Source organism: Chitinophagaceae bacterium (genome assembly GCA_030053935.1).
Lineage (GTDB): Bacteria > Bacteroidota > Bacteroidia > Cytophagales > JASGCU01 > JASGCU01.
Genome location: JASGCU010000022.1, coordinates 1 through 7,167, shown reverse-complemented (window position 1 = coordinate 7,167; position 7,167 = coordinate 1). Strand labels below are relative to the sequence as shown.

General features: G+C 32.8%; 6 protein-coding genes. 2 read left to right on the top strand and 4 right to left on the bottom strand.

Going from position 1 to position 7,167, the window contains the following annotated elements:
• Window positions 1–104 precede the first annotated feature (104 nt).
• Window positions 105–881 (bottom strand): N-acetylmuramoyl-L-alanine amidase, encoded by a 777-nt coding sequence (locus QM536_03910; protein MDI9356157.1) that lies wholly within the window; start codon window positions 879–881, stop codon window positions 105–107.
• Window positions 882–1,143: 262 nt separating this feature from the next.
• Here QM536_03910 and QM536_03905 point away from each other — a divergent pair, with 262 nt between their 5' ends.
• Complete coding sequence (locus QM536_03905) at window positions 1,144–2,139, top strand: homocysteine S-methyltransferase family protein (GenBank protein ID MDI9356156.1); 996 nt, start codon at window positions 1,144–1,146, stop codon at window positions 2,137–2,139.
• 37 nt (window positions 2,140–2,176) lie between these two features.
• Here the strand turns inward: QM536_03905 and QM536_03900 are convergent, their stop codons facing one another.
• From QM536_03900 to QM536_03890, 3 genes are read right to left on the bottom strand one after another with little or no spacing between them, the layout of a single operon-like run.
• Complete coding sequence (locus QM536_03900; GenBank protein ID MDI9356155.1) at window positions 2,177–3,085, bottom strand: hypothetical protein; 909 nt, start codon at window positions 3,083–3,085, stop codon at window positions 2,177–2,179.
• 35 nt (window positions 3,086–3,120) lie between these two features.
• Window positions 3,121–4,173 (bottom strand): mannose-1-phosphate guanylyltransferase, encoded by a 1,053-nt coding sequence (locus tag QM536_03895; GenBank protein ID MDI9356154.1) that lies wholly within the window; start codon window positions 4,171–4,173, stop codon window positions 3,121–3,123.
• A complete protein-coding gene (locus QM536_03890) occupies window positions 4,170–4,634 on the bottom strand; it encodes a sterol desaturase family protein (GenBank protein ID MDI9356153.1) in 465 nt (154 codons plus the stop codon). Before QM536_03890 ends, QM536_03895 begins: the two co-directional genes overlap by 4 nt.
• Window positions 4,635–5,066: 432 nt before the next feature.
• On the opposite strand from QM536_03890, the gene QM536_03885 reads away from it, so the two are divergent.
• Entirely contained in the window at window positions 5,067–7,088 is a 2,022-nt protein-coding gene (locus QM536_03885) for a penicillin-binding protein (GenBank protein MDI9356152.1), read from the top strand.
• Window positions 7,089–7,167: the final 79 nt, after the last annotated feature.

Genomic DNA, 7,167 nt, shown 5'->3' with positions numbered 1-7,167 from the left:
AATGTTTTAATATATATTTTATTAACAAAATATTCAATGATACTTCACAATAGCGTAAAAAATGCAATAAAAGGAGTTTGCTTAATAGATTGTTCTCTTTTTTATCAATCTTTCTCTACTATTTTTTTATATTCCTCAAAAGCTGTGGCAATGGACTTTGCTATCCTATATTGTTTGAGAGGATTATTCAGTTCTTTTTCTTCTTTGGGGTTACTCAAAAAACCTACCTCTATTAACACACTTGGCATAACCATTTGATAAAGAACCCAAAATGCCGCATGACGTATTCCTCGACTTCTCACTTCTGCTTCTGCTTTCATATACTTTTCTATCTTTTGAGCGAACAAAATACTATTCTGCATAGATGTATTTTGACTGAGGTTGAAAAGCATATACGATTCTGCTGACCCCGGATCAAAACCCTGATATATATCTTTGTTATTTTCTAACAATATCACCGAGTTTTCTCGCTTTGCTACTTCAAAATTGGTCTCTAATTTATCCAAGCCAATAACATAAATCTCTCCTCCATACACATTCGGATTAGGTGCCCAATTACAATGGATAGATATAAATACATCCACATTATTTTTATTTGCTTTATCCGCTCTATCATAAAGAGTAGGAAAAGAATCATCGGTTCTCGTATACAAAACCTGTATATCCGGAAACTTTATTTTTATAATTCTTCCTAATTCTTTTGCTATTTTAAGGGTGATGTTTTTTTCTTTTGATATCTTTCCCGAAGTTCCATGATCTATTCCTCCATGTCCTGCATCTATTACTATTTTTTTGATTTTATATTTTCCCAAAAAAGTATTACTAGAAGATGCACAAATAAAAATATGTACAAAAAGAACTATAAAACCCAATTTCTTCATTACCATCCAATGTTTTTTAATGTCTTAAAGAATTTTTAAATTCCATAATGAGAGTATATGTAAATATAATTTTACGTATATTACTATTTTTTTATTTTTTTTTCATAAATAAGAACAAATATGCTTTCAAAATCCATCATTACAATATAATTCTTATATTTTGTTTCTTTTGTGAAACTTTAAAAATAAAAAATCATATACCACAAAGTTTCATAAAGAATACACTCATACCTTATAACTCATACATCAATAAAAAATTACTATGGATATTAAAAATATTTTGAAGCAAAGAATCATGATATTAGACGGCGCAATGGGAACGCTTATACAAAAACATCCTCTCAAAGAAGAAGATTTTAGAGGTGCAAAATGGGAACAACATCCAAGCTTTCTCAAAGGAAATAATGAACTATTATCCATCACCCGACCTGATATAATTACAGAAATACACGAGCTATACTGCCAAGCCGGAGCAGATATTATTGAAACAAACACGTTTAATGCTAACAGAATATCACAAAGCGACTATGGATTAGAAGAATGCGTGTATGAACTCAACTATGAGGCAGCAAAAATAGCCAAACAAGTAGCAGTAAAATACAGCAAACAAAATCCATCTAAACCCAGATTCGTGGCAGGGGCAATAGGACCTACCAATAAAACAGCATCTCTATCCCCTGATGTAAATAACCCTGCATATAGAGCGGTGACATTCCAAACCTTGAAAAATATCTACAAAGAACAAGTGAAAGGACTGATAGATGGAGAAGTAGATATGCTCTTAATAGAGACCATTTTTGATACTCTGAATGCTAAAGCTGCACTCTTTGGAATTGAAGAGTTTTTTGAAGAAGCAGGGATACGAATCCCCGTGATGATATCAGGAACTATTACCGATGCCAGCGGCAGAACTCTCTCCGGGCAAACAACAGAAGCATTTTTAATCTCCCTAGCACATAGTAATCCTTTAAGTATAGGGTTAAATTGTGCTTTGGGAGCGGCTCAGCTCCGTCCATATTTACAAATACTTGCCGAAAAATCCCCTTTTTATGTTTCCGCTTACCCTAATGCAGGGCTACCCAATGAATTTGGAGAATATGAAGAAACACCAAAACAAACAGCCGCATTAGTAGAAACATTTATGAAAGAAAATCTCATCAATATCATCGGTGGATGTTGTGGTACTACCCATGAGCATATTCATTCCATTGCTACCCTCGCAGAAAAATATCCACCAAGAATCCTTCCATCAACATAACCCTCTTTTCATTTTTTTTGAAAGATTTTTTACCACATTATAAAAACTTATATTGCAATGCAAAATATGGTATAAACACTATAAATCCCGCATCAAAAGATAATTTTTTTCCAAAAAATCTTGCTCCAAAAGCAGGGATAGGAATTATAATGTTAGAATTATGGTAATTAAAAAACAACCAACTCTCTGATATGAGAGATATGTTTTTATGAACACGAACCATTCCACCTATTTTAATGGTTTTATTAAAATTTTCTTCTAATTCATTACCAATATTCAAAAGTGTATATTGATTCAGAGTAGAGTAACTATAAATAAGGGAGATATTATTATTTGGGGTTCCGTAGGTAACGTTAATATATGCTCCACCATCGTGAATATAATTATTTCCGAGAGACCCTACATCACCTGATATTTGTTGCGAAACATTATGAGTGAAATATACTATTCCCCCTCCTACATACCATCTTTTGGATACAGGAAATTCTATTTTTGGACTTATAGTAAAAAGATAAGTGATGGGATGATTTATTCCTGGTAATACAAATCCACCTATGCCCACAGATATATTGTTTGTTATTCCATAGTTTATATAATGTCCTATGATATAGTAATTTCTATAACTTAAGCTTCCTTTTTTAAGAGGTACGGCACTCGGAAGTAAAAAGTATTGATGGGGATTGGGATTTGGGAATGGAAAAATTCTGGGTTTGCTTTTAATGGAAATGATGTATTTTTTTTGAATAACAATATTATTAAAATCATCATTTTTCATTTGTATACTATCGTTGTATTCTTTTATAACTTTTCCTGTAAAACTATTTCCACTTACAACACGAACAGTATAAGATGTAGTAGTATCTAAGGAATAAAAAGTTTGTTGGGCTATCGATTTTCTGATAAAACAGAGTGAGAGCAAAAACAATAGTGCTATTGTATGTTTCATGCTTGTTTCTACTAAGTGAATTATTTTTTTTATTATCAAATCTTTTGAGATACATTTTTTATCTCCTGCTCTTCATTTTTAGGATATATGAGCAGGGCATCGTCTGTATCTACAATAATATAGTCATTCAGCCCTTTGAGAACTAATTTTTTATGGGGATTTATACGGATTATATTTCTTTTGGAGTCAGTTATGAAATACTTGAGAGCATTGTGGACGTTTTGTTGTTCTTGTTTTGGGGATACTTCGTAGAGAGAGTTCCACGTTCCTAAATCACTCCACCCACAATTACAGGGAATAGTAAAAAAGTGATTTGATTTTTCTGCTATGGCGTAGTCAAAAGATACATTGGGTGCTTTTGAGTAGTTTTTTTGAATAAACTCTCTCTCTTTTTCTGTGTTATAGGACTCTTTTCCTTGATAAAAAAGAGCATATATATCAGGGCATAGTTGTTGGTAAGCTTCCACGAGCGTTTGAGCAGAAGCAATAAAAATTCCTGCATTCCAAAGATACTCATTGCTTTCTATATATTTTTGAGCGATTTCAAGAGATGGTTTTTCTACAAATTTTTCTACTTTATAGATAGTATTTGTATGGGCTTGAAATTTTATATATCCATACCCTGTATCTGCTCTTGTGGGAGCTATTCCTATGGTGGTTATAGCATTGTTATTTTGAGAAAAAGAGAGAGCATTTTCTACTGCTTTGAGAAATGCATTTGTATCAGCTATAAAATGGTCGGCGGGAAAGATAGCAATAGATGATTGGGGGTCTTGGAAGAAAAATTTGAAGGTAGCATAAGCAATACAAGGAGCAGTATTATTTCTATGTGGCTCACAGATTATCTGTTGGGGATGTAATTCGGGAATGGCTTCTTGTGTGTGAGTTCTGTATGTTTCGTTCGTGAATATATATATATTTTCTATGGGAAAGGTATTTTTGAACCTGTCCACTGTTTCCCTGATGAGTGTTTTCCCTGTTTCTAAAAGATCTAAAAACTGCTTTGGTTTATCTGCGCTACTATTGGGCCAAAGCCGAGAGCCAACACCGCCTGCCATTATTACTATGTTCGTTTTTTTGGGGATCATAATGAAGAGAGAGATTGATTATTGTATTTTTTGGGAGCGTATAAAAAACCGAATGCTTCTGCTCCTTCTTTGGTATGCGTTTTATGATGGGTGTAATGTGCGTTCATGATGCGTTTCATATATTTATTCTGTGTTTTGAAACGGATAGGTATTCGCCTATGAACTATGATATCGTGAAATATCAAATAAAATACTCCATATAAAAAAATACCTATTCCTATAGCAAGAACCCAATACAGCTCTGCATAATACACACCTATATAAATACAAGTAATGGATGGTATGCTAAAAACAATGGCAAATAAATCGTTTCTTTCCAATGTATGTGTATGCACTTTATGATGAGAATGATGCCAACTCCATAAAAAACCATGCATTATATACTTGTGAGTAAACCAAGCCACAAACTCCATACCCAAAAAACTTAAGACAACTAAAATTATAGAAAAGAGAATTACCATAATGCTATTAAGAGATAAATGAAATATTTTTTTTTATCAAACAGTAATATATTGATATTCTCAAAATACTACTATTCTGAAATACAATAAGCATAAAAAAGGTTTGTTTTTCTTTCAAAAAATGCTTTTGGGAATGAAGGGTTTGCCTTTTATCTTTTTTCTGATGTATTTTGTGATATATTTATTGATTTATTGGTTTATATAACCATTGCTAGGGAGAATACAAGGAATATATGAGAGGTACAAAGAGGAATTTTACACTTATTTAAATAAAAAAATATGGATATTCATATTATCAAAAAAAAGATTTTGCGGAGGGTAAGATTAGTGATGATATTGATATTTATGTTTGCTATGCTGGTGATTTGGAAAATTTTTTATATTCAAACAACAAAAGGAGAGTTATACAGAAAGAAAGGAGAATTCAATAATGTGAGATATCTGACTCTGGGAGCAACGCGCGGAAATATTTATTCCGACGATGGAAATATATTAGCAACCTCCGTCCCGAGTTATGAATTAGCAATAGACCCTTTATTAGATGGGGTAGATGTGGCATTTAAGACAAAATTGGATACTCTCTGTATACTTTTATCGGGCATATTGGAAAGCACAGATAAGAACTACAAAAGTGCGAAAGATTATAAAATAGGTATATTGAGAGCAAAAAGAGAACAGAAGCGTTACTTCAAATTGATTGATGGGAGATTAGAATTTCAACAAAAAAAACAAATAGAAGCATGGCCTCTTTTTAAAAAAGAAAGAATGGAAAGAGAACCCTCTTTAGCACGTCTCAAGCGCTCTATTATTTTTTATAAAATAGAGGATAGAAAATATCCATTCTCCCCTTATGGTAATAGAACTATTGGGAGAATTGATAGAGAAACGAACCCAAACCATGGAAAAGTGGGCTTAGAATATAGTTTTGATTATGTTCTTGCGGGAAAACCTGGGTATGCAAAGCATTTAAAGACATTTAAAAATAATTTTCGCCCCGTGTTTGATGGAACAGAAACCCCAAGCGAAGATGGAAAAGATATTCAAACCACCCTCAATACTCATTTTCAAGATATTGTGGAATCTTCTCTCATAAAAGCAATAAAAGAACACGATGCCGACTACGGATTGGTGATTCTGATGGAAGTAAAAACAGGGCATATAAAAGCGATATGTAATATCGGTAAAATGAAATCCGGAGTTTATAAAGAAAATTATAATTACTCCATAGGAGACCAAGGAAATACAGAACCCGGATCTACTTTTAAGGTACTGACGATGATGGCATTATTAGAACTTACGGATATACATATGCATGACAGCATAGAAACGGGAAATGGAGAATATAAAATATATCAAAACATTTTGAGAGATTCTAAAAAAGGAGGCTTCGGAAGGATTACTATACAAGAAGCATTTGAAAAGTCCTCTAACATTGCTATGGCAAAATTGGTCATCCAACATTTTGGAAATAATCCTACAGAATTTATTGATTTTATCACAGATATTGGAATAGATAAAAGAGTGCATGTCCAATTAGATGGAGAAAGCTTCCCTTATATCAAAAAACCTTCGGATAAGAACTGGAGTGGGCTTTCTCTTGCTTGGATGGCACAAGGATATGAACTAAAAATAAATCCTCTCCAAACCCTTACTCTTTATAATGCTATCGCAAATGATGGAAAAATGATATCTCCTCTTATTGTTACTGGCATAAAAAACGGATATACTTACTTGGAACAATATACATCTCAAGTTCTACAGAAACAAATATGTAGCCAAAGAACCCTCTCCATCCTCAAAACATTATTAGAAGGAGTAGTGGAAAGAGGAACTGCCCAAAATATACGAGGAACAGATTATAAAATAGCAGGAAAAACAGGAACAGCAAAAAAAATAGAAAAAGGAAAATATACCAATAAATATTATACCTCCTTTGTGGGATATTTTCCCGCAGATATGCCTAAATACAGCTGTATAGTGGTGATAGATAACCCAAAAAACTTTGCAATCTACGGAAGTGACGTTGCCGCACCCGTCTTTAAAGAAATTGCAGACAATATATACAGTATGGATATAAACATTCATAAACCATACATTCTCAATACAAATACCACTCATAACACCTTTCCTCTTATCAAAGCAGGAAATAAAAAGGATATTGAAACTATCCTAAAAGCATTCCCCATCCCATACAAACCAATATCAGAAGACAATACAGAATGGATACACGCTCACATTAACAACAATATAATAGGTTGGAAAGCAATTCCCATCACGCATAATCTTATCCCAAATGTTATTGGAATGACAATCAAAGATGCTCTCTTTCTATTAGAAAATCAAAAATTAGAGGTATCCATACAAGGTTCATTGGGAAAAAGAATAATAATGCAATCCCTTACTCCCAATACTCGCATCAGCACAAAAAAAAAAATAACTATTACTACCGAATAGATCCCTACTAATGAGTTAAAAGATGAATATACCGCTCTCAAACAATCAAAATAAACACATAATCCAAAATGATAAAAAT

What these genes read in the sequence shown, in the direction of transcription:
- QM536_03910 (MDI9356157.1), bottom strand. Translation starts at nt 881, where the DNA reads ATGAAGAAATTGGGTTTTATAGTTCTTTTTGTACATATTTTTATTTGT.
- QM536_03905 (MDI9356156.1), top strand. Translation starts at nt 1,144, where the DNA reads ATGGATATTAAAAATATTTTGAAGCAAAGAATCATGATATTAGACGGC.
- QM536_03900 (MDI9356155.1), bottom strand. Translation starts at nt 3,085, where the DNA reads ATGAAACATACAATAGCACTATTGTTTTTGCTCTCACTCTGTTTTATC.
- QM536_03895 (MDI9356154.1), bottom strand. Translation starts at nt 4,173, where the DNA reads ATGATCCCCAAAAAAACGAACATAGTAATAATGGCAGGCGGTGTTGGC.
- QM536_03890 (MDI9356153.1), bottom strand. Translation starts at nt 4,634, where the DNA reads ATGGTAATTCTCTTTTCTATAATTTTAGTTGTCTTAAGTTTTTTGGGT.